The organism is Burkholderia sp. Bp9099, assembly GCF_003857805.1.
In the GTDB taxonomy this organism is placed as follows: Bacteria; Pseudomonadota; Gammaproteobacteria; order Burkholderiales; family Burkholderiaceae; genus Burkholderia.
The window spans coordinates 171319-192422 of sequence record NZ_QTPU01000007.1; the positions used below are offsets into that span (position 1 = coordinate 171319).

Consider the following 21104-nt stretch of genomic DNA (forward strand, 5'->3'; position numbering starts at 1 on the left):
TTATATGGGTCTTACCTGAGTCTCGTTTCCATGTCCCTACTGAAGAAATGCGCCGCGACGGTCGTGGCGCTGGCCGTCGTTGTGGCCGCTGCCGGCGCGGGCGGCGGGTATTACTGGGCGACCCGGCCGCTGCTGCTGGGCGCCGCAACGCTCGACGTCACGATCAAGCCGCGCAGCAGCGTGAAGAGCGTCGCGCTGCAGCTCAAGCACGGCGGCGTGCCGGTCGAGCCGTTCGGCTTCGTCGCGATGACGCGCCTGCTCGGGCTGTCGAGCCGGCTGAAGTCCGGAAACTACGAATTCAAGACCGGCATCACGCCGTACGACGTGCTGCAGAAGATCGCGCGCGGCGACGTGAACGAGTACGTCGCGACGGTGATCGAGGGCTGGACCTTCAAGCGGATGCGCGCGGAACTCGACGGCAATCCCGATCTCGCGCACGCGACGGCCGGCATGAGCGACGCCGAGCTGCTGCGCGCGATCGGCGCCCCCGACAACGCGATCCAGCGCGGCAGTGGCGAGGGACTGTTCTTCCCCGACACCTACCTGTTCGACAAGGGCACGAGCGACCTGAACATCTACCGGCGTGCCTACCAGCTGATGCAGACGCGCCTCGACGAAGCATGGGCCGCGCGCGCGCCGGGGCTGCCGTACAAGACGCCTTACGAAGCGCTGACCGTCGCGTCGATCGTCGAAAAGGAAACGGGCCATGCGGCCGACCGCGCGTTCGTCGCGGCGGTGTTCGCGAACCGGCTGCGCATCGGGATGCCGCTGCAGACCGATCCATCGGTGATCTACGGGCTCGGCGACGCGTACGACGGCCGCCTGCGCAAGCGCGACCTGCAGGCCGACACTCCTTACAATACCTATACGCGCCGCGGCCTGCCGCCGACACCGATCGCGCTGCCGGGCGTCGCCTCGCTGCAGGCGGCGATCAATCCGGCGCCGACGAGCGCGCTCTATTTCGTCGCGAAGGGCGATGGCACGAGCGTGTTCTCGGACACGCTCGGCGATCACAACAAGGCCGTGGACAAGTACATACGAGGTCAATAATGCCGAGCGGTAAATTCATCACCTTCGAAGGCATCGACGGGGCCGGGAAGACCACCCACCTGCAATGGTTCTGCGAACGCCTCCAGGCGAGGCTGGCCGCGAGCGGCCGGCAGGTCGTCGTCACCCGCGAGCCGGGCGGCACGCAGCTCGGTGAGAAGCTGCGCGAGATCCTGCTGAACCAGCCGATGGATCTCGAGACGGAGGCGCTACTGATGTTCGCCGCGCGTCGCGAGCACCTCGCGCTCGTGATCGAGCCGGCGCTCGCGCGCGGCGACTGGGTCGTGTCCGACCGCTTCACCGACGCGACCTTCGCCTACCAGGGCGGCGGCCGCGGGCTGCCGCGCGACAAGCTCGAGACGCTCGAGCGCTGGGTGCAGGGCGGTTTCCAGCCCGACCTGACGGTGCTGTTCGACGTCGCGCCGCAGGTGGCGAGCGAGCGCCGCGGCGCCGCGCGCATGCCCGACAAGTTCGAAAGCGAATCGGACGCGTTTTTCTCGCGTACCCGCGGCGAATACCTGCGGCGCGCGGAAGAGGCGCCGCACCGCTTCGCGATCGTTGACGCGACGCAGACGATTCCCGAGATCCGCCAGCAGCTCGAACGCGTGCTGGCCGCGCTGTAACACGAAGGAACGCACCACATGATCTATCCGTGGCAGACCGACGACTGGAACCGCTTGCAGCAACTGCGCGCGCAGTGGCCGCATGCGCTGCTGCTGCACGGCCAGGCCGGGATCGGCAAGCTGCAGTTCGCGCAGCATCTCGCGCAGGGCTTCCTGTGCGAGGCGCCGCAGCCGAACGGCGAGCCGTGCGGCACCTGCGCGGCCTGCACGTGGTTCGCGCAGGGCAACCATCCGGACTACCGGATCGTGCTGCCCGAGGCGCTCGCGGGCGAAGCGCCGGGCGCCGCCGACGACGCGAAGCCGGCCGACGCGGACGACGGCGGCAAGAAGACGCGCGCGCCGAGCAAGGAAATCAAGATCGAGCAGGTGCGTGCGCTGCTCGACTTCTGCGGGGTCGGTTCGCACCGCGGCGGCGCGCGCGTCGTCGTGCTGTATCCGGCCGAGGCGCTGAACGTCGCCGCGTCGAACGCGCTGCTGAAGACGCTGGAGGAGCCGCCGTCAGGCGTCGTGTTCCTGCTGGTGTCGGCGCGCATCGACCGGCTGCTGCCGACCATCATCAGCCGCTGCCGGCAGTGGCCGATGACCGTGCCGGCGCCCGACGCGGCCGCGGCGTGGCTGGCGGCGCAGGGCGTCGACGATGCGCGCGCGCTGCTCGCCGAAGCCGGCGGCGCGCCGCTCGCCGCGCTGGCGCTCGCGAGCGACGAGAACCGCCCGCTGCGCGATTTCACGCTCGGCCAGCTCGCCGCCGGCGCCGCGTGCGATCCGTTCGCGTGCGGCGAGACGCTGCAGAAGCTGCCGGTGCCGCTGGTGCTCGGCTGGCTGCAGCGCTGGCTGTACGATCTGCTCGCACAACGGATGGCGGGCGCGCCGCGCTACTTCCCGATGCAGGCGGCCGCGCTCGCGCGTTGCGCGGAAGCCGTCGACGCGAATGCGTTCGCGCGCTTCATGAAGGCCGTGACGCGCCAGCGGACGGTCGAGAACCATCCGCTCAACGCCCGGCTCGTCTTCGAGGAACTGTTTCTCGGTTATCGGGAAATGTTCGCGTGAGCGCGTATTGTTTCCTTGAAGAGGGGAAACGGCTGCCGGCGAGCGCATGAGCGCCCGCCTCACGTATTCAGGAAACACGATGTTCGTCGATTCTCACTGCCACATCAATTTCAAGGGTCTCGCCGACCGCCTGCCGGCCGTGCTGGAGAACATGCGCGAGCACGACGTCACGCATGCGCTGTGCGTGTCGGTCGACTTCGAGACGCTGCCCGACGTGCTCGCGATCGCGCAGGCGCACGACAACGTGTACGCGTCGGTCGGCGTGCATCCGGATCACGAGGACGCACGCGAGCCGACGCTCGCGGAACTGATCGAGCTGGCCGCGCACCCGAAAGTCGTCGCGATCGGCGAGACGGGCCTCGACTACTACCGCCTCGAAGGCCGCTCGATCGCCGACATGGAATGGCAGCGCGAACGCTTTCGCACGCATATCCGCGCGGCGACCGCGACGATGAAGCCGCTGATCATCCATACGCGCTCGTCGTCGGAAGACACGCTGCGGATCATGGCCGAGGAACGCGCGGACGTGCCGGGCGGCGTGATGCACTGCTTCACCGAGCCTTGGCCCGTCGCCGAGCAGGCGCTCGCGCAGAACTTCCATATCTCGCTGTCGGGGATCGTCACGTTCAAGAACGCGACCGACGTGCAGGACGTCGCGCGGCGGGTGCCGCTCGAGCGGCTGCTGATCGAGACCGACTCGCCGTACCTCGCGCCGGTGCCGTATCGCGGCAAGCCGAATGAACCTGCGTACGTCAGCCATGTCGGACGCTTTATCGCATCCGAGCGCGGCATCCCCGTCGAGGCGCTGGCCGATGCGACGACCCAGAACTTTTTCCGGCTGTTCAAGATCGCCCGCTAACGACGCGCGCCCAGCCGACAACCCAGGGAAGGAGCCCACAACAATGACGAAGCCGACCACATACCTGCCCAAGCGCGCCCTCGTCGCCGCCGCGCTCGTCGCGAGCGGCCTGTTTGCCGCCGCCGGCGCGCATGCCGAGTCGCTCGACGCGGTCGTCAAGGCGGTCAAGTTCGACGACATCGCCGACATCGGCAAGCAGCTCAAGAGCGGCAAGCTCGATCCGAACACGATCGCGCCGAACGGCGACCCGCTGATCGTGATCGCCGCGCGCGAGAAGTCCGACAAGGTCGCCGCGGCGCTCGCCACGACGCCGAACATCGACCTCGAGAAGGAAGACAAGGCCGGCGAGAACGCGCTGATGCTCGCGTCGCTGAACGGCGACGTCGGGCTCGTCAAGCTGCTGATCGACAAGGGTGCGGAAGTCAGCAAGAAGGGCTGGGCGCCGCTGCACTACGCGGCCACCAACGGCCAGGACGAGGTCGTCAAGGTCCTGCTCGACCATGACGCGTATATCGACACCGCGTCGCCGAACGGCACGACGCCGCTGATGATGGCCGCGCGCGGCAACCACGCGTCGACGGTCAACCTGCTGCTCGACCAGGGCGCCGATCCGCAGGTGAAGAACCAGCTCGGCATCACCGCGCTCGAGTTCGCGCAGCACTACAAGGCGCCGGATGCGATCGACATCCTGAGCAAGCGGACGGTGCGCGTCGGTGCATCGGCGCCGGCAGATGCGCAAAAGAGTGCAAAATGACGGTTTCGGCGCGGTGGCGCAGCGCCCGGCCGGCCGGAATCCGGCCGGCAGCGGGCGTCCGGCCGCCGCGCCGGTCAGCGCAGCAAGCGGCCCGAGGCCGCATTGACATAAGGAACACCATGTTGCGGGCTATGTTTTGTGCCGCGGCGTTTGCCGTGCCGTTGTCGGCGGCGGCTTTCACGGGCGCGGATCTCGACCGGCTGTGCGCGAAGACGGACGTCAAGTCGCGGGCGTCGTGCGCGGCCTACATCGAAGGCGCTGCCGATGGCGTCTACAACACGATCGACGCGATCGGCGGCACCACCGGGCCGCGCGTCGGGCAGTATTTCTGCCTGCCACCCGACATCCGGGCGCAGCAGATGACCGACGCGGTGCGCAAGTACATCGCGGAGAACCCGAAGCTGGCCGACTACAACGCGAGCACCGCGGTGTCGCTCGGTCTCGGCAAGGCATTCCCGTGCAAGGGCGGCAGTTGATCTGACACCGGGTCCGGGCGCGCGCTGCCCGGACGTCGCCGACGCATCCAGGACGAGGCCACCGCGCCTCATAACCGAAGCATCCCGGGCGCCGATGATTTCAATCGAGGAACTGCAGCGCATCGCCGATGCGCCGTTGCATTCGTGGTCCGGCACGCTGATCGTGTCGGTCATGGTCGTGCTGGTCGTCGTGATCGTGCACCGTCTCGGCGCACGCATCGTCAAGCGCATCGCGCAGCCGTATCCGCTGATGAGCGTGATCCTGCGCTACATCGACAAACCTTCGCTCGTCACGCTCGCGCTGCTTGCGCTCGAATTCCTGTGGATCCAGACGGACGAAGGCATGTCGTTCGTGGGCGGGATGCGCGCCGCGGCCGCGGTCGGCTCCATCGTATCGCTGACCTGGCTGCTGGTGCGGCTCGCGGCCGGCGTCGGCGACGCGATCATCCAGGCCCATCCGATGGATGCGGCCGACAACCTCCACGCGCGGCGCGTCCACACGCAGGCCAAGGTGCTCGTGCGGACCGTCATGGTGCTGATCGTGATCATCGGCACGGGCGCCGCGCTGATGACGTTCCCGAACGTGCGCCAGGTCGGCGCGAGCCTGCTGGCGTCGGCCGGCGTCGCCGGCCTCGTCGCCGGTATCGCCGCGCGGCCGGTGCTCGGCAACCTGATCGCCGGGCTGCAGATCGCGCTCACGCAGCCGATCCGGCTCGACGACGTCGTCGTGATCCAGGGCGAGTGGGGCCGCATCGAGGAAATCACCGGCTCGTTCGTGTCGGTGCGGCTGTGGGACCAGCGCAGGCTGGTCGTCCCGTTGCAGTGGATCATCGAAAACCCGTTCACGAACTGGACGCGCCACAGCTCGGAGATCATCGGCACGGTCTACCTGTCGGTCGACTACCGCACGCCGCTCGCGCCGCTGCGCGAGGAACTCGCGCGGCTCGTCCATGCGGCGCCCGAGTGGGACGGCCGCGTGCAGGTGCTGCAGGTGACCGATGCCACCGAGCGCACGATGCAGTTGCGCGCGCTCGTCAGCGCGGCCGACTCGTCGGCGTGCTGGGATCTGCGTTGCCGCGTGCGCGAGGGCTTGATCGCGTACCTGCAGGCGCGTTTTCCGCAATGCCTGCCGCGCAGCCGGATGGAACTGTATCCGCACGATTCGGCGCCGGGCGAGCCTAGCCCCGAACGGCCGCACGCGCGGCCGCCCGCCGCCAGCACGGCGGCCAACACCGCGGCCGATCCGAAGGCCGCCGAAGGCCGCTGAACGCGCGCCGGTGCCTGCTGCCATCCCCTCCATGACCGCGCTGAAGACGCTTGCCATCGCCAACTACCGCTCGCTGCGCGAGCTGATCGTGCCGCTCGCGGCGCTCACCGTCGTCACCGGGCCGAACGGCAGCGGCAAGTCGAGCGTGTACCGCGCGCTGCGGCTGCTTGCCGACACCGCGCAGGGCCGCGTGATTCCGTCGCTCGCGCGCGAAGGCGGGCTGCCGTCGACGCTGTGGGCCGGCCCCGAGCGCTTTTCGCGCGCGATGCTGAGCGGCGACACGCCGGTGACCGGCACGGTGCGCAACGGACCGGTGAGCCTCAAGCTCGGTTTCGCCGGCGACGATTTCGGTTACGCGATCGATCTCGGCCTGCCGGTGAAGAACGATGCGTCGATGTTTCGTCTCGATCCGGTCGTGAAGCGCGAATGCATCTGGGGCGGCGCGCTGCTGCGGCCGTCGACGCTGCTGGTCGACCGGCAGGGCGCGCAGATTCGCGCGCGCAGCGGGTCGGGCGACTGGCACACGGTGCCGCAGCCGGTGGCGAGCTTCGACAGCATGATGACCGAGTTCGCCGATCCGGTCGGCGCGCCGGAGATGATCGCGGTGCGCGAGCGGATCCGGTCGTGGCGTTTCTACGATCATTTCCGGACCGATGCGCAGGCGCCGGCCCGGCAGTCGCAGATCGGCACCCACACGCCGGTGCTGGCGGACGACGGCGCCGACCTGGCCGCCGCGCTGCAGACGATCCGCGAAATCGGGGATGCGGCCGCGCTCGATGCCGCGATCGACGACGCGTTCCCCGGCGCATCGATCGACATCGACAATCCGGGCGGGCGCGGCCGCTTCGACGTGCTGATGCGCCAGCCGGGGCTGCTGCGGCCGCTGTCGGCGGCCGAGCTGTCGGACGGCACGCTGCGCTACCTGCTGCTCGCGGCCGCGCTGCTGACGCCGCGGCCGCCCGCACTGATGGTGCTGAACGAACCGGAAACGAGCCTCCACCCCGATCTGCTGCCGGCGCTCGGCCGCCTGATCGCGCAGGCCGCGCAGCGTTCGCAGGTGCTGGTCGTGTCGCATGCGGCGCGGCTCATCGCGACGCTCGAACGCGAGGCCGGCTGCGAGTCGCTGGTGCTCGACAAGCAGCTCGGCGCGACCGTGCTCGTCGATGCGGACACGCGCGACCTGCCGCCGTGGAAGTGGCCGTCGCGCTGACGGGCAAAGCGGTGCGCGCGCGGCCGCGTCGGCGGCATGCCACGGGCAGCCCGCCGTCGGGCCTGCGGCGCGAATGTATCCTGTCTGTAACAACACCCATAAAATGAAAGCCCGGTGCTTCCGGGCATCGGGATCGCGAATAATAATGAGATATCCGGCCGGCGCGATGCCGGCCGTGTGCTGCACGGAGGGGATTGTGCGCCAGCCCCCGTGCCGGCCGACCGAGGACACAGGAGACGTGGACCATGAGAATTGCCCAGATCGCCCCGCTGACCGAATCCGTGCCGCCGAAGCTGTACGGCGGCACGGAGCGCGTCGTGTCCTACATCACCGAGGCGCTCGTCGACCTCGGCCATGACGTGACGCTGTTCGCCAGCGGCGATTCGACGACCCGGGCCAGGCTCGAACCGGTATGGCCGCGCGCGCTGCGGCTCGATGCGTCGATCCGCGACCGCGTCGCACCGCACATGCTGCTGATGGAGACGGTCGCGCGCCGCGCGAAGGACTTCGACGTGCTCCATTTCCACATGGACTACTACTCGTTTTCGGTCTTCAACCGGCAGGACACGCCGTTCGTGACGACGCTGCACGGCCGGCTCGACCTGCCCGAGCAGCAGCCGGTGTTCGACACGTTCAACACCGCGCCGGTGATCTCGATCTCGAATTCGCAGCGCCAGCCGCTGCCGCAGGCGAAATGGCAGACGACCGTGTACCACGGGCTGCCCGACACGCTGTACCTGCCGCAACCCGTCGAGCCGCGCTATCTCGCGTTCCTCGGCCGCATCTCGCCGGAGAAGCGGGTCGACACCGCGATCCGCATCGCGCACCAGTGCGGGCTGCCGATCAGGATCGCCGCGAAGATCGACGCGGCGGACCAGGAGTACTTCGAGCGGGAGATCAAGCCGCTGTTCGCACTGCCGCACGTCGAATACATCGGCGAGATCGCCGACCACGAGAAGGCAGAATTCCTGTCGGGCGCGCATGCGCTGCTGTTTCCGATCGACTGGCCGGAGCCGTTCGGGCTGGTGATGATCGAGGCGATGTCGTGCGGCACGCCGGTGATCGCGTTCAATCGCGGCGCGGTGCCGGAGGTGGTGGACGAGGGCGTGTCGGGCTTCATCGTCGAGGACGAGATCAGCGCGGTGGCCGCCGTGAACCGGCTGCACCTGCTGCCGCGCGCACGCGTGCGGCGGCGCTTCGAGGAGCGCTTCACGTCGCGGCGGATGGCGCAGCAGTACGTCGACGTGTACCAGTCGCTGATTCGTGCGCAAAAGCGCTCGCGCTTCAAGGTGATCGATTCGACGACCTGACGCGCGGCGGGTGCGGATAAAAGAACGGCGATGTCCGCAAGGACATCGCCGTTTGCACATCGCCCGCGCGCGGTGCGCACGGACGAGGACGCCGCAGCGTCAGATCTTCAGCTTCGTGACCTTCGTGCCGTTGATCGACACGTCGCCCATCAGGCCGGCGTTGGTCAGCACGATGACCTGGACCGGCGCGGTAGCCGTGTTGGAGTCGACCGCGCCGTTCGCGCCCATCTTCACGAGCGCGACCGATGCGCCGGCGCCGGCTGCCCAGCCGTCCGAGCCGCGGAATTCGTCGAGCGCTTCCTGCGTCATGAACAGGAACACGATCGCCTTCGACTGCGCACCGGCCTGCAGGCCGACCGACAGCGACGACGTGTTGTAGTAGCCGACCGTGCTGCCGCCGACGCGCAGCGCGCCGTTGCCCGACTGGCCGCCGACGATGAAGCCGGCCTGCAGCACGTCCGGGAACACGAGCACGCCGCGCGACTTCGCGACGAGTTCACGCGAACCCTTGACCGTGGAATACATGCGCGACAGCGTGGCGTCGACGCTGGAATCGATCGCCTGACGCTTCGACGCGTTGGTCGCGGCGTTGTCGGGCTTGTCGGGGGTAGTGGTGCAACCGGTGAGCGCAAGGCTGCCGACGACGAGCGCAGCGGCGGCTTTCAGCACGAGGTTCCGTTTTTGCATCGTTCTTCTCCATCGGATGACGTTCGGAGTGAGTCTCGCTCACGGAGCGGATCACGTCGGCAGTTATATCACAACGGATTACAACCCCATTTCGTGCGCGCATGAAAAGGCGCCGAATCGGTTTGCGGTGTCGCGGCGCACCAACGGACGGATCGGCGCGCGCACGGCGATATGTCGCTACATCGCGCGACGGCCGGGGCGGGCGGGAACGGCGGGGCCGGCAGGTGCAGGTCAGTGCGTGACGGGCGGCGCCGGCGGGGTCGGCGGCTTGATCGGCGGGCGCCGCAACGCGCGGCGGATCAGCGCGATCACGACCCCGCACGCGAACAGGAACGCGGCCGGCACGACCCAGTAGCCGACGAACGCGTGCCACAGATAACCGGCGAGCGTGTTGCGGCGCACGACGTATTCGTCGCGGGCCGCCTGCTGGCGTGCCGCGTTGGCGGCCAGCACGTCGGCCGGGCAGCCGGCCGCGCGCGCCGCGTCAGGATCGCCGTGGCACTTCGTGGCGGCGCCGGCCGCCTGCTGCGCATCGGTGAGCTGCCAGGTGGTCAGCGCGAGTTGCAGGTCGGCCTTGTTGTACGCCATTTCCTCGCGGATCTCGCGCACGGCGACGATCGCGACGGGCACGGCCCAGAACACGATCACGATCAGCCAGCGGCGGAACCAGCGGTGTTGTCTCCATGCCATCCATGCCTCCGTTTGACGCGGCGTGCGCGTCCGTCTCGAGGGCGGCCCGATGGCGCTTCTTGTACTTGGGTGGGCCGCGTTGCAGCCATCATAGAAGAAATCGCGGCGAATTGCCGCACCATGTGGCGGCATTTGTACGGCGTGCTGGGGAAGCGGGGCGGGCAGGCGGCGCAGCAGGTCGCGACGACGGCAGCGACGGTGCCGCCGGCCGGCGCGGCGACGCATTCGGCGTCATCGCGTGCGTCGATGCGCGTGCAACGAAAACAAAAATGCCGCGCCCGCCGAAGCGGTGCGCGGCATTCGCGCGGGAGCGCCGGAACTCAGGCGGCCGGCTGGCTGCTCAGGCAGCTCTTCATGAACGCCTTGCGGTCGTCGCCCTTCTTGTCGGCGGCCTGCGTGTTGCACGCCTTCATCTTTTCCTGCTGCGACATCTTCTTCGCGGGCTTGGCCGACAGGCAGTCCTTCATGAACGCCTTGCGTTCATCGCCCGTCTTGCCGGCGGCCTGCGTGTTACAGGCCTTCATCTTGTCCTGCTGGCTGTTCGCCGCGAAAGCGGGGGAAGCCAGCATGCCGCCGAGAAGCACTGCGGCTACGAGCGATTGGATTTTCATTTCGACACTCCCATGGGGTGAATTGCGTTTTATATCGACGCCGTCACGAAGCCCGGCGCAACGGGAACAGGGCCACATCACGCCGCGCGCTCCGATTATGGCAAATCAATGTGAAAACACCAAAACGGCATTCCTATAACGCGGCGGGCGACGTGGCCGTTGACGGCGTGCGTCCCGCGGTGATCGGGACTAACCATGATGCGTGGCGGCCGGCGGCGGCCGTATCTACCGGATGCCGGCCGCGAGCCATTACAATCGCGGCCATGAATACTCCGAACTCCGCATCCCCTTCGTCCGCGCCGGCCCTGCCGCGCATCGCCGTACTTGCCACCGGCGGCACGATCGCCGGCGCCGCGCCCGACGCCGCCAGCACGGCCGGCTATCAGGCCGGCGCGCTCGGCGTCAATTTCCTGCTCGACGCGGTGCCGGCGCTCGCGTCGGTCGCACGCATCGATGCCGAGCAGGTCGCCAGCATCGACAGCAAGGATCTCGCGCTGCCGCTGTGGAATACGCTCGCCGCGCGCATCGACGCGCTGATGGCCGATCCGGCGATCGACGGCATCGTGATCACCCACGGCACCGACACGCTCGAGGAAACCGCCTACGCGCTGCATCTGGTCGTGACCGGCGACAAGCCGGTCGTGCTGACGGCCGCGATGCGGCCGGCCACCGCGCTGTCGTCCGACGGCCCGCTGAACCTGCTGAACGCGGTGACCGTCGCCGCTCACCCGGCCGCGCGCGGCCAGGGCGTGCTCGTCGCATTCAACAACCGGATCCACGGCGCGCGCGACGTCGTGAAGACGAGCACCTACGCGGTCGATGCGTTCCAGTCGCCGGAACTGGGCGCGCTCGGCTGGGTGCAGGACGGCCGCGTCGAATTCGCGCGCCGCGTGACGCGCTCGCGCGATGCGCGACTGGCGATCGCCGCGGCGTGGCCGCCGGTCGAAGTCGTCGCGAGCTATGCGGGCGTGACGCGCACGGCCGTCGATGCGCTCGTCGCGGCCGGCGTGCGCGGCCTCGTCGTCGCGGGCACCGGCAACGGGTCGATCCATGCGACGCTGCAGGCGGCGCTCGCCGATGCGGTGAAGGCGGGCGTCGCCGTGGTGCGTGCGTCGCGCGTCGGCTCGGGGCACGTGATGCGCAACGGCGCCGCGAACGACGACGCGCTCGGTTTCGTGAGCGCCGGGTCGCTGAGCCCGTTCAAGGCACGCGTGCTGCTGATGCTCGCGCTCGCGAACGGGATTCACGAGCGCGACGCGCTGCAACGCGCATTCGACACGCTGTGACCGCTGGCCGCCGATCGGGCGGCGCGCGGCGTGCATGAAAAAGCGGCGCCTCGTGAACGGTTTGCGCGGCGGATTCGACTGCTTGCCCCGCGGCAAGCCTGCAACTCTGATGCCAAAAAGACGAAACCCCACGCTCCGAAAAGCGTGGGGTTCGTCAGCAGTCCGGGCAGGCCGTTGGCCTGCCTTTTTTGCGTCAGTGCCGCGCGAATGCTCAGGACTGCGGCGGAATCACGAGCTTCTGGCCCGGATAGATCCGGTCCGGGCTCGACAGCATCGGCTTGTTCGCCTCGAAGATCGCCGGGTACTTGTTCGCGTCGCCGTACACTTCCTTGGCGATCGCCGACAGCGTGTCGCCCGGCTTCACGTCGTGGTACTGAACTTCCTGATCGTCCGGCTGCAGGTCGTCGTCGTTGACGCCCGCGACGCCTTGCACGTTGCCGGCCGCGACCTTGACCTTCGCCTTCGTGTCGAGATCGGCGACGCTGCCCGACAGCGTGACGGTGCGCGACGCGCCGTCGAACGCGACGCTCAGGTTCGACGTGTCGAGACCTTGCGTGCCGATGTAGTTCTTGATCGCGTCGGCCGCGGTCTGGTTCGCGGCATTCGGATCTTCCGCTGCTTGCGCATCGGCGTGACCCAGCAGTTTTTCACCCGCCTCTTTGATAAACGAAAGAAGACCCATCGCTGCACTCCCTAGGTGGTTGAAAAGAAAACGCGCCGTGAAGTGGCGAAAAAAACACCGCGCTGGGCGCGCTCACCGGAGCGAGCGCCAAGCGCGGCGGTTTTCTCGAAAGGCGTGGCGAAAGTGTAGGCGTTCAACGCGACGATTGCATGAAAAATCGCACGCGTGAACGTAAAGAAATGTAATACGCGAAATCCGACAGGCGGACACCCGACGACGACGTCTGACCGACCAAGGCTTCCCCGGCGCCGCCGGGTGCCGCTGCGGACCCCACCACGCCGCTCTCAGCCCAGAGCGGCGTTTTTCGCCCCGTCGCGCACGCGTTTCGGCGATACGCGGCGGGGCGCCCCACCGTGATGCGCGCATCGTCGCGCATCGATGCGACCGGCCGTGACCGGACCGCTTGTATTCGTCGCGCGCGTTCCGCCGTTGCAGCGAAACGCGCGTCGTTGCGTCCGCGTTACGCGGCCGGCGTCTGGCCGATCTCGAAGTTCGACATGATCTCGAGCGCACGCACGAGTGCCGAGTGATCCCATGCCTTGCCGCCGTGCGAGGCGCACACGCTGAACAGCTGCTGCGCGCTCGCCGTGTGCGGCAGCGCGAGGCCGAGCTTGCGTGCGCCGTCGAGCGCGAGGTTCAGGTCCTTCTGGTGCAGCTCGATGCGAAAGCCGGGATCGAACGTCCGCTTGGTCATGCGCGCGCCGTGCACTTCGAGGATGCGCGAGGCGGCGAAGCCGCCCATCAGCGCCTGGCGCACGCGCTCCGGATCGGCGCCCGAGCGTGCGGCGAACAGCAGCGCTTCGCCGACCGCCTCGATGTTCAGCGCGACGATGATCTGGTTCGCGACCTTGCAGGTCTGGCCCGCGCCGTTCTCGCCGACGAGCGTGATGTTCTTGCCCATCTTCTCGAACAGCGGCTTCGCGCGTTCGAACGCCTTCTCCGGGCCGCCGACCATGATCGTCAGCGTCGCTTCGCGCGCGCCGACTTCGCCGCCGGACACCGGCGCGTCGAGGTAGTCGCAGCCGAGCGCATTGATCTGCTTCGCGAACTCCTGCGTGTCGAGCGGCGAGATCGAGCTCATGTCGATCACGAGCTTGCCGGCGCTCAGGCCCTTCGCGACGCCGTCGTCGGCGAACAGCACGTTACGCACGTCGGGCGTGTCCGGCACCATCGAGATGATGATGTCGGCGTGCTGCGCGACTTCGGTCGAGTTCGCGACGACCTTCGCGCTCGCGCGCAGGTCGTCGGGAATCGGGAACGCACCGTTCACGACGAGCTGATGATCGCCCTTGAGCAGGTTGCGCGCCATGTGCGCGCCCATGATGCCGAGGCCGATGAAACCGATGGTTGCCATGTGAAAGTCTCCTATAGGGGCGAAAGGGAAGAGCGGATCTCAGGCGGCGCGACGCGCCGAGCCCGGTGCGCAGCCGGCGACGCTTTGCAACCAGCCGAGCCCTTCCGTCGTGGTGGTGCGGGGCTTGTATTCGCAGCCGACGTAGCCGGCGTAGCCGAGCCGGTCGAGCAGCGCGAACAGGAACGCGTAGTTGATCTCGCCCGTGCCCGGCTCGTTGCGGCCCGGGTTGTCCGCGAGCTGGACGTGGCCGATCGAGGCGAGGTTGCGTTTGATCGTCGCGGCCAGTTCGCCTTCCATGCGCTGCATGTGATAGATGTCGTACTGCAGGAACAGGTTGTCTGAGCCGACCGCGCGGATCACGTCGAGCCCTTCGGACGAGCGGTTCAGCGCGAAGCCCGGGATGTCGAAGCCGTTGCACGGCTCGACCAGCAGGCGGATGCCTTCGCGCTTCAGCGCATCGGCGGCGAAGCGCAGGTTGTCGACGATCGTGACGAAGGTCTTGTCGCGCGCGGTGCTCGCCGACGGGATGCCGACGAGGCAGTTCAGTTGCGGCACCTTGAGCGCCTTCGCGTACTCGATCGCACGGCCGACACCTTCCTGGAACTCGCCGACACGATCGGGCAGGCACGCGATGCCGCGCTCGCCCTGGTCCCAGTTGCCGGCCGGCAGGTTGTGCAGCACGAGGCGCAGGCGGTGCGTCTCGAGCCGCTCGGCGAGTTCCTCTTTCGCGTACGGGTACGGGAACAGGAACTCGACGGCGTCGAAGCCCGCGTCCGCGGCCGCCTTGAAGCGGTCGAGGAACGGCACTTCGTTGAACAGCATGGTCAGGTTTGCAGCAAACTTCGGCATGAGCTAAGCCTCTTCGGTCGGTCAGTCAAAAAATGGCGTGCGGATCAGTCGAGCATCGAGATCGCGGTCGGCGCGTGCTCGGCCTTTTCGGCGAGCTCTTCGAATTCGTTGATCGCGTCGATTTCGGTGCCCATCGAGATGTTCGTCACGCGCTCGAGGATCACTTCGACGACCACCGGCACGCTGAATTCTTCCGCGAGCGTTTGCGCCTGGCGCAGCGCCGGCTCGATCTCTTCCGGCTTGAACACGCGCAGCGCCTTGCAGCCGAGGCCTTCGGCCACCGCCACGTGATCGACGCCATAGCCGTTCAGCTCCGGTGCGTTGACGTTGTCGAACGCGAGCTGCACGCAGTAGTCCATGTCGAACGCGCGCTGGGCCTGGCGGATCAGGCCGAGGTACGAGTTGTTCACGACGACGTGCACGTACGGCAGCTTGAATTGCGCGCCGGCGGCCAGTTCCTCGATCATGAACTGGAAGTCGTAGTCGCCGGACAGCGCGACGATCGGACGGCGCGGGTCGGCCGCACGCACGCCGAGCGCGGCGGGGATCGTCCAGCCGAGCGGGCCGGCCTGGCCACAGTTGATCCAGTTGCGTGCCTTGAACACGTGCAGGAACTGCGCGGCGGCGATCTGCGACAGGCCGATCGTGCTGACGTAGCAGGTATCGCGGCCGAACACCTTGTTCATCTCTTCGTACACGCGCTGCGGCTTGACCGGCACGTTGTCGAAATGGGTCTTGCGCTGCAGCGTCCGCTTGCGTTCCTGGCACTCGGACACCCAGGCGCTGCGGTCCTTCAGCTTGCCGGCGGCCTTCCATTCCTGCGCGACCGCGACGAACAGCTCGAGTGCGGCCTTCGCGTCGGACACGATGCCGAGATCCGGGCCGAACACGCGGCCGATCTGCGTCGGTTCGATGTCGACGTGCACGAACTTGCGGCCCTTCGTGTAGACCTCGACGCTGCCCGTGTGGCGGTTCGCCCAGCGGTTGCCGATGCCGAGCACGAAGTCGGACGCGAGCATCGTCGCGTTGCCGTAGCGATGCGACGTCTGCAGGCCGACCATGCCGGCCATCAGCGGGTGGTCGTCCGGAATCGCGCCCCACGACATCAGCGTCGGGATCACCGGCACGCCGATCGTTTCGGCGAATTGCACGAGCAGGTCTTCGGCCGCTGCGTTGAGCACGCCGCCGCCCGACACGATCAGCGGCTTGTCCGCGTCGTTGAGCATCGCGAGCGCCTTCTCGATCTGCGCGCGGGTCGCCGCGGGCTTGTAGACCGGCAGCGGTTCGTACGTGTCGATATCGAACTCGATTTCGGCGAGCTGCACGTCGATCGGCAGGTCGACCAGCACCGGGCCCGGACGGCCCGAGCGCATCAGGTGGAACGCCTGCTGGAACACGCGCGGCACGAGCGCCGGCTCGCGCACGGTGACGGCCCACTTGGTGACGGGCTTCGCGATCGACTCGATGTCGACGGCCTGGAAGTCTTCCTTGTACAGGCGCGCACGCGGCGCTTGGCCCGTGATCGCGAGGATCGGAGTCGAGTCGGCCGATGCCGAGTAGAGGCCGGTGATCATGTCGGTGCCGGCGGGGCCCGACGTGCCGATGCACACGCCGATGTTGCCCGGTGCGGCACGCGTGAAGCCTTCGGCCATGTGCGACGCGCCTTCGACGTGGCGCGCCAGCACGTGGCTGATGCCGCCCGACTTGCGCATCGCGGAATAGAACGGGTTGATTGCTGCGCCCGGCACGCCGAACGCGGTCTGGATGCCTTCCTTCTCGAGCACGAGTACGGCTGCGTCGACGGCTCTCATCTTGGCCATGAATGTCTCCTTGGATAGTTGGATCTTGCGAATCGGTCTGTTGGGAACACTTTAGGGACGCAAGAAAGGTTTGATAAGATCAGCCGAAGTCGCTTATTTCGAAACTAAAAGTATGGAATGACGGCCGGACGGGGCTTCCCGCCGGTGTCGGAGCCGGGACGGAGACGGGAAATGGATCGTTTCAAGCAGATCGAGACGTTCGTGCGGGTCGCGGACGCGGGCAGCCTCGCGGCGGCCGCGCTCGAGGAGGGCGTGTCGCCGGTGGTGCTCGGGCGGCGCATCGACGCGCTCGAGAAGCGCCTCGGCGTGAAGCTGATGTATCGCTCGACGCGCCGGCTGGTGGTCAGCGAGGAGGGCGCCGCGTTCCTCGAGCGCTGCCGCGGGCTGCTGTCCGAATGGGACCAGGCCGAGAACGAGCTGGCCGCCGGGCGGCGCGCGGTCAGCGGGCACCTGATCGTGTCCGCGCCGGCCGCGTTCGGCCGCAAGCACGTCGCGCCGCACGCGCCCGGTTTCCTCGTCGACAAGCCGGAAATGCAGCTGTCGTTCAACCTGACCGACCGCGTCGTGGATCTCGTGCGCGAAGGCTACGACCTGTCGATCCGGATCGGCGGCTCGGTCGATCCGAACTTCGTCGCGGTGAAGCTCGCGTCGAACCGGCGCGTCGTGTGCGGCACGCCCGCGTATTTCCGCAAGCACGGCCGGCCGAAGTCGCTCGACGACCTGCTGAAGCACAACTGTCTCGCGTTCAACCTGCAGGGCGGCCAGAACCGCGGCTGGTATTTCCAGCGCCACGGCAAGATCGTGACGATGCGGGTGGCCGGCAATCTCGACTGCAACGACGGCGAGCTGCTGCATCGCTGGGTCGCGGAAAGCCTCGGGCTCGGCTGGCGCTCGACCTGGGAAATCGCCGCGCAGCTCGAAACGGGCGAACTCGAAACCGTGCTCGACGAATACGCGCTGCCGGACTACGACATCCTCGCGGTCTATCCGCAGCAGCGCTACGTGCCCGCGCGCGTGCGCTACTTCATCGACTACCTGCGCGAAGCGTATGCGCGCCCCGGCTACTGGAACAGCACGCCGTAACGGGCGCGGCGGTTTCCGGCATTTTTTTGCGCATCATCGGCTTCGTGCGGGAATAAACTCGACGCAGCGGCGGTAAGGTGATCGAGAGCGCCCGCTGCCGGTCTGTCCGGGCACCGGACGCGGAACGGGCGCGGCTTCGGCCGCCGGGACCAGGGAGGTCATGTGGGGCAAGCCGGACAGGCGGTCGACGAACGGGCGGAGGACGACGCGGTCGCGCGCGGCGAACGGTTTCGCGTGCTCGTGCTGCCGCATCTCGACGCCGCGTACAACCTCGCACGCTGGCTGAGCGGCAATGCGGGCGACGCGGACGATGTCGTCCAGGACGCGTGCATGCGCGCGCTGCGCTTCGTCGACTCGTGCCGCGGCGACAACGCGCGGCCGTGGCTGCTGACGATCGTGCGCCACACCTGGTACACCGAGTGGCGCCGCCGCGCCCACGCGCACGAGGTCGCGCTGCCCGACACGCTCGACGACACGGAGGTGCCGGACGACTGGCAGCCGGCGACGGAGGATCCGCTCACGCACCTGTTGCGCGGCGAGAACGTGCGGCTGGTGAACGCGGCGCTCGCGAAGCTGCCGCCCGAATACCGCGAGGTGCTGGTGCTGCGCGAGATGGAGGATCTGAGCTATCGCGAGATCGCGGCGATCGCCGACGTACCGGTCGGCACCGTGATGTCGCGACTCGCGCGCGGCCGGCGTCGGCTCGCCGCGCTGCTGGCCGGCACGCAGGCGCCGGCACCCGAACCCGCGCCGGGACGTGCGTCGGCAAGCGGAACCGCATCGGAGGCGATCGATGGACTGTAACGAAGCGCGCGCATTGCTGGACGCGGACGTCGACCGCGAGCTGTCGGCGCCCGATGCGTTGCGCGTCCAGCGGCATGTCGAAGGCTGCGACGCGTGCCGCCGCGAACGCGAGCGGATCGTCGCGCTCGGGCGCGCCGTGCGGCAGGCCGATTATCACCGCGCGCCGGAGGCGCTGCGCGCGAGCATCCTCGCGGCGCTGCCGGCGGCGGCCGGCGCGAACGCGCGCGGCCAGGCCCGCGTGGAACCGGCGCCGGACGACGCTGCGGCGCGACCGCGGGCCCAGCCTCGGCCGACCGCTCGCCGCTGGTTCGCGTGGCTGGGCGGGCGCGGCGCAGCGGCTCGCCCGGCGTCGACCGGACCGGGGGCGGGCGTCGCCGCGCTGCCCGGGCTCGGATGGGGCGTCGCGCTGCTGGTCGCGCTCGCGGCGGCGGCCGGGATGGCGCTGTCCGCCCGCCACGCCGCAACCGACCAGACGGTCGATGAACTGGTCGCGAGCCACGTGCGGGCCGGCCTGTCGGCGCGCGACATCGACGTGATCTCGACCGACCGGCATACGGTCAAGCCGTGGTTCAACGGCCGGCTCGACTATGCGCCGCCGGTCGAGGACCTGTCGGCGAGCGGCTTCCCGCTCGCGGGCGGCCGGCTCGACTACGTCGGGCGGCGCCGCGTCGCGGTGCTCGTGTACCGATACCGGCAGCACGTGATCGACGTGTACGTGCAGCCGGCAGGCGTCGGGCGGGAGGCCGCGCCGTACGCGACCGTGTCGCAGGGCTACGCGCTCGACCGCTGGGAGGCGGCCGGGATGACGTGGTGGGCCGTGACCGACGCCGAGCCGTCGGCGCTGGTCGCGTTCAGGACGGCGCTCGACGCGCGGCTGGGCGAGGCGCGCGGCGAGTGACGGCGGGCCGCGTCGCCGGCCCGCAAGCGCGCGCTCGAGACTCCGCCCCCATTTCAGAACGGTCGCGCCGACAGCGGCTTCAGCTGCCGGCGCCATTCAAGTCGTTGAAAACATGGCCGAATCCGGTCGGGAATCGTCGATCGGTGTTGCATGCGCCCCGTATCCGGGTTAGAATCTTCGGCTTCTCACTTGCCACACCGGTTCAGACGCCCGGGTGGCTTTAATCCACAAGGAGTGTGTAATGCGTCATTACGAAATCGTATTCATCGTGCACCCCGATCAGAGCGAGCAAGTGCCCGCGATGATCGAGCGTTACAAGACCACGATCACGACGCACGGCGGCCAGATCCACCGTGTCGAAGACTGGGGCCGTCGCCAGCTGGCCTACATGATCGAGAAACTCGCGAAGGCTCACTACGTCTGCATGAACATCGAGTGCGACCAGACGACGCTCGACGAACTCGAACACGCGTTCAAGTTCAACGACGCCGTGCTGCGCCACCTCATCGTCAAGATGAAGAAGGCCGAGACCGGCCCGTCGCCGATGATGAAGGAAGTTCAGCGCGAAGAAGCCAAGAAGGCGGCTGCAGCTCAGCCGACCGAAGCGCAGGCTTAAGTTCGTCACTCATTAAGCCATCAAGGAGCGCGTCACTCACGTGAACAGGTTGCAATTGACGGCGAGCGTCGTCGAACGCGCACCGGTGCGATATACGCCGGCGGGTGTTCCGATCGCAAGCGCCACGTTGCATCACCGCACGGAAGTCGTCGAAGCAGGCATTCCCCGTCAGGTCGAAATGACGATCGAGGCGGTGGCGGCCGGTGAGGCGAGCGGCAAGCTGGAGCGTCGTGAAATGGGCGTCGAAACGCTGTTCACGGGCTTCCTGGCAAAGAAGAGCCGCAACGCGAGAACCTTGGTGTTTCACATCACTGCATTGCAGGACATAGGAAAGGACTGAAATCATGGCCCGCCCGACTGGTAAGAAATTCGACAAGCGTCGTCAGCAACAAAACCCGCTCTTCAAGCGCAAGAAGTTCTGCCGTTTCACGGCTGCCGGCGTCGAGCAGATCGACTACAAGGACACGGAAACGCTGAAGGACTTCATCGGCGAAAACGGCAAGATCACGCCGGCGCGTCTGACGGGTACGAAGGCGCACTATCAGCGTCAGCTCGACACGGCAATCAAGCGTGCGCGTTTCCTCGCGCTGCTGCCGTACACCGATCAGCACAAGGCGTAACTCGGCGACGCCATAAGGAGAATTCGAATGCAAATCATTCTGTTGGAAAAAGTCGCCAATCTGGGCAACCTCGGCGATATCGTCAAGGTCAAGGACGGTTACGCTCGCAACTTCCTGATCCCGAACCGCAAGGCTCGCCGTGCAACGAAGGAAGCGATCGCCGAATTCGAAGTTCGCCGCGCTGAACTCGAAAAGATCGCCGCTGAAAAGCTGGCAGCATCGCAGGCAGTCGGCGAGAAGCTGAACGGCCAGTCGTTCGAAATCACGCAGAAGTCGGGCGTCGACGGCCGTCTGTTCGGCTCGGTCACGAACGGCGACGTCGCGGAACTGCTGAAGAAGGCAGGTTTCGAAGTCGAGAAGCTGCAAGTTCGCATGCCGGAAGGCCCGCTGAAGATGATCGGCGAGCACGTCGTTCAGATCGCGCTGCACACGGACGTCGTCGTCGACGTCACGATCAACGTGATCGGCGACCACGCGTAAGCGTATGCAAGCTTTCCGGGCGGCTTCCGCC

24 protein-coding genes are annotated in these 21104 nt (G+C 67.8%); 17 read left to right on the top strand and 7 right to left on the bottom strand.

The window, feature by feature from the left end; all coding sequences use genetic code 11:
- Positions 1-30: 30 nt before the first annotated feature.
- The 9 genes from mltG (at position 31) to DIE17_RS09980 (ending at position 8593) form a co-directional block, all read left to right on the top strand.
- Positions 31-1050: an endolytic transglycosylase MltG gene (gene mltG / locus DIE17_RS09940; protein ID WP_124486261.1), complete on the top strand. Its 1020-nt coding sequence runs from the start codon at positions 31-33 to the stop codon at positions 1048-1050.
- Entirely contained in the window at positions 1050-1670 is a 621-nt protein-coding gene (gene tmk / locus DIE17_RS09945) for a dTMP kinase (protein ID WP_044843651.1), read from the top strand. The genes mltG and tmk overlap by 1 nt, the downstream gene beginning before the upstream one ends.
- Before the next feature lie 18 nt (positions 1671-1688).
- Positions 1689-2717: a DNA polymerase III subunit delta' gene (locus DIE17_RS09950; RefSeq protein WP_044843650.1), complete on the top strand. Its 1029-nt coding sequence runs from the start codon at positions 1689-1691 to the stop codon at positions 2715-2717.
- Between the two features lie 79 nt (positions 2718-2796).
- Positions 2797-3576 (top strand): TatD family hydrolase, encoded by a 780-nt coding sequence (locus DIE17_RS09955; protein WP_124486262.1) that lies wholly within the window; start codon positions 2797-2799, stop codon positions 3574-3576.
- Between the two features lie 43 nt (positions 3577-3619).
- Positions 3620-4330 (top strand): ankyrin repeat domain-containing protein, encoded by a 711-nt coding sequence (locus DIE17_RS09960; RefSeq protein ID WP_124486263.1) that lies wholly within the window; start codon positions 3620-3622, stop codon positions 4328-4330.
- 119 nt (positions 4331-4449) lie between these two features.
- Positions 4450-4806 (top strand): Rap1a/Tai family immunity protein, encoded by a 357-nt coding sequence (locus DIE17_RS09965; RefSeq protein WP_044843647.1) that lies wholly within the window; start codon positions 4450-4452, stop codon positions 4804-4806.
- Between the two features lie 94 nt (positions 4807-4900).
- Complete coding sequence (locus DIE17_RS09970; protein WP_124486264.1) at positions 4901-6073, top strand: mechanosensitive ion channel family protein; 1173 nt, start codon at positions 4901-4903, stop codon at positions 6071-6073.
- 31 nt (positions 6074-6104) lie between these two features.
- A complete protein-coding gene (locus DIE17_RS09975; protein ID WP_124520193.1) occupies positions 6105-7283 on the top strand; it encodes an AAA family ATPase in 1179 nt (392 codons plus the stop codon).
- Positions 7284-7528: 245 nt separating this feature from the next.
- Positions 7529-8593, top strand: a complete 1065-nt coding sequence (locus DIE17_RS09980; RefSeq protein ID WP_044843644.1) for a glycosyltransferase family 4 protein — start codon at positions 7529-7531, stop codon at positions 8591-8593.
- 99 nt (positions 8594-8692) lie between these two features.
- Here DIE17_RS09980 and DIE17_RS09985 read toward each other — a convergent pair whose 3' ends face one another.
- The 3 genes from DIE17_RS09985 to DIE17_RS09995 form a co-directional block, all read right to left on the bottom strand.
- Complete coding sequence (locus DIE17_RS09985) at positions 8693-9280, bottom strand: YSC84-related protein (protein ID WP_044843643.1); 588 nt, start codon at positions 9278-9280, stop codon at positions 8693-8695.
- Between the two features lie 231 nt (positions 9281-9511).
- A complete protein-coding gene (locus DIE17_RS09990; RefSeq protein WP_044843642.1) occupies positions 9512-9970 on the bottom strand; it encodes a membrane protein in 459 nt (152 codons plus the stop codon).
- 320 nt (positions 9971-10290) lie between these two features.
- Positions 10291-10581, bottom strand: coding sequence for a PsiF family protein (locus DIE17_RS09995; RefSeq protein WP_044843641.1), 291 nt, complete (start codon positions 10579-10581; stop codon positions 10291-10293).
- Between the two features lie 263 nt (positions 10582-10844).
- Between DIE17_RS09995 and DIE17_RS10000 the strand changes: the two genes are divergently transcribed.
- Positions 10845-11867 carry an asparaginase gene (locus DIE17_RS10000; RefSeq protein ID WP_124520196.1) on the top strand — a complete coding sequence of 341 codons (1023 nt, stop codon included), beginning with the start codon at positions 10845-10847 and terminating at the stop codon, positions 11865-11867.
- 211 nt (positions 11868-12078) lie between these two features.
- On the opposite strand, the gene lysM is transcribed toward DIE17_RS10000, so the two are convergent.
- The 4 genes from lysM to gcl form a co-directional block, all read right to left on the bottom strand.
- A complete protein-coding gene (lysM, locus tag DIE17_RS10005; RefSeq protein WP_044843639.1) occupies positions 12079-12549 on the bottom strand; it encodes a peptidoglycan-binding protein LysM in 471 nt (156 codons plus the stop codon).
- Positions 12550-13009: 460 nt separating this feature from the next.
- A complete protein-coding gene (locus DIE17_RS10010; RefSeq protein ID WP_124486267.1) occupies positions 13010-13903 on the bottom strand; it encodes a 2-hydroxy-3-oxopropionate reductase in 894 nt (297 codons plus the stop codon).
- Between the two features lie 39 nt (positions 13904-13942).
- On the bottom strand, positions 13943-14752 hold the full coding sequence (gene hyi, locus DIE17_RS10015; RefSeq protein ID WP_124920792.1) for a hydroxypyruvate isomerase: 810 nt from the start codon (positions 14750-14752) through the stop codon (positions 13943-13945).
- Between the two features lie 44 nt (positions 14753-14796).
- The gene (gcl, locus tag DIE17_RS10020) at positions 14797-16572 is read right to left on the bottom strand and encodes a glyoxylate carboligase (protein WP_124520200.1); all 1776 of its coding nucleotides are present in this window, start codon (positions 16570-16572) and stop codon (positions 14797-14799) included.
- A gap of 171 nt (positions 16573-16743) precedes the next feature.
- Between gcl and DIE17_RS10025 the strand changes: the two genes are divergently transcribed.
- The 7 genes from DIE17_RS10025 (at position 16744) to rplI (ending at position 21073) form a co-directional block, all read left to right on the top strand.
- A complete protein-coding gene (locus DIE17_RS10025) occupies positions 16744-17655 on the top strand; it encodes a LysR family transcriptional regulator (protein WP_124520202.1) in 912 nt (303 codons plus the stop codon).
- 162 nt (positions 17656-17817) lie between these two features.
- Positions 17818-18459: an RNA polymerase sigma factor gene (locus DIE17_RS10030; protein WP_044843634.1), complete on the top strand. Its 642-nt coding sequence runs from the start codon at positions 17818-17820 to the stop codon at positions 18457-18459.
- Positions 18449-19357, top strand: a complete 909-nt coding sequence (locus tag DIE17_RS10035) for a zf-HC2 domain-containing protein (protein WP_124520204.1) — start codon at positions 18449-18451, stop codon at positions 19355-19357. Before DIE17_RS10030 ends, DIE17_RS10035 begins: the two co-directional genes overlap by 11 nt.
- 241 nt (positions 19358-19598) lie before the next feature.
- Positions 19599-19973 carry a 30S ribosomal protein S6 gene (gene rpsF, locus DIE17_RS10040; protein WP_006755436.1) on the top strand — a complete coding sequence of 125 codons (375 nt, stop codon included), beginning with the start codon at positions 19599-19601 and terminating at the stop codon, positions 19971-19973.
- Positions 19974-20013: 40 nt separating this feature from the next.
- Positions 20014-20313 (top strand): primosomal replication protein N, encoded by a 300-nt coding sequence (priB, locus tag DIE17_RS10045; protein ID WP_031399239.1) that lies wholly within the window; start codon positions 20014-20016, stop codon positions 20311-20313.
- 4 nt (positions 20314-20317) lie between these two features.
- Positions 20318-20593 (top strand): 30S ribosomal protein S18, encoded by a 276-nt coding sequence (gene rpsR, locus DIE17_RS10050; RefSeq protein ID WP_004193360.1) that lies wholly within the window; start codon positions 20318-20320, stop codon positions 20591-20593.
- Between the two features lie 27 nt (positions 20594-20620).
- Positions 20621-21073: a 50S ribosomal protein L9 gene (gene rplI / locus DIE17_RS10055; protein WP_059449913.1), complete on the top strand. Its 453-nt coding sequence runs from the start codon at positions 20621-20623 to the stop codon at positions 21071-21073.
- Positions 21074-21104 lie beyond the last annotated feature (31 nt).